The organism is Vibrio sp. 1288 (genome assembly GCF_033344475.1).
On the sequence record NZ_JAWPOX010000388.1, the window covers coordinates 1 to 773 of the forward strand.

At 44.0% G+C, this 773-nt stretch carries 2 protein-coding genes; one reads left to right on the forward strand and one right to left on the reverse strand.

The features are described 5' to 3' along the window. Positions 1-224: D-fructose-6-phosphate amidotransferase (locus tag R8O11_RS26945; RefSeq protein WP_318194840.1), on the forward strand; the 224-nt coding region annotated here is incomplete at its 5' end. A gap of 117 nt (positions 225-341) precedes the next feature. Here R8O11_RS26945 and R8O11_RS26950 read toward each other — a convergent pair. Continuing rightward, positions 342-773 (reverse strand): MetQ/NlpA family ABC transporter substrate-binding protein (locus R8O11_RS26950; protein WP_318194841.1); only part of this gene is annotated, 432 nt, incomplete at its 5' end.

Consider the following 773-nt stretch of genomic DNA (forward strand, 5'->3'; position numbering starts at 1 on the left):
TTTCAGTTGTTTTTGGTGTACTTGGCGTGATGCTCGATCTTTTCGCGCTTACGGCGCTGTGGGAACATCAAGATGCAATTGCTCAGATCTTTTTTCATGAGTCGTTTTATTTCATTGCATTCTTAATCCCGCCATTTTTCCTATGGAAGATCATCAATCGTTCTGATTTGGTTACCGCCGCACAAAACTATATCGCGCTAAAATTAGAAGCAGAAAACCGATAATCTAACTCCAAGTACGATTGATACCATTTGATACGACAGAGGCTCACGCTTTTTTTCATGAGCCTCTGTCGTTTTGTCTCTCTAAGCAAGATAGCTTGCTCAAGGATTAATTCTTACTTAAAAGGCTGGTTCAATCGTTCCTTTGAAAGTGCTATCAAGGAAGTCGCGAATTTCTTGGGATTGGTAAATAGAGACGAACTTCTTGTAAGCTTCGTTGTTTCTGTCGGCTTCACGAGTCGCAATAACCATAACAGCGAGAGGTGCGTCTTTGGACTCTAGGAAAATACTTTGCTTCTTAGGGTCTAAGCCTGAAGACATCACGTAATTCATCGTAATAGCTGCGGCATCAACGTCATCCAGCGTTCTTGGCAGCTGCGCCGCATCTACCTCAACGAACTCCAGTTCTTTTTGATTGCTCTTAATATCGGTTAACGCGGCTTTATGGCCAACACCTGGTTTAAGCTCAATCAAGCCCGCATCAGCGAGTAGTAACAGCCCTCGGCCTCCATTAGTTGGGTCGTTTGGAATGGCAATTCTGGCACGGTTTGG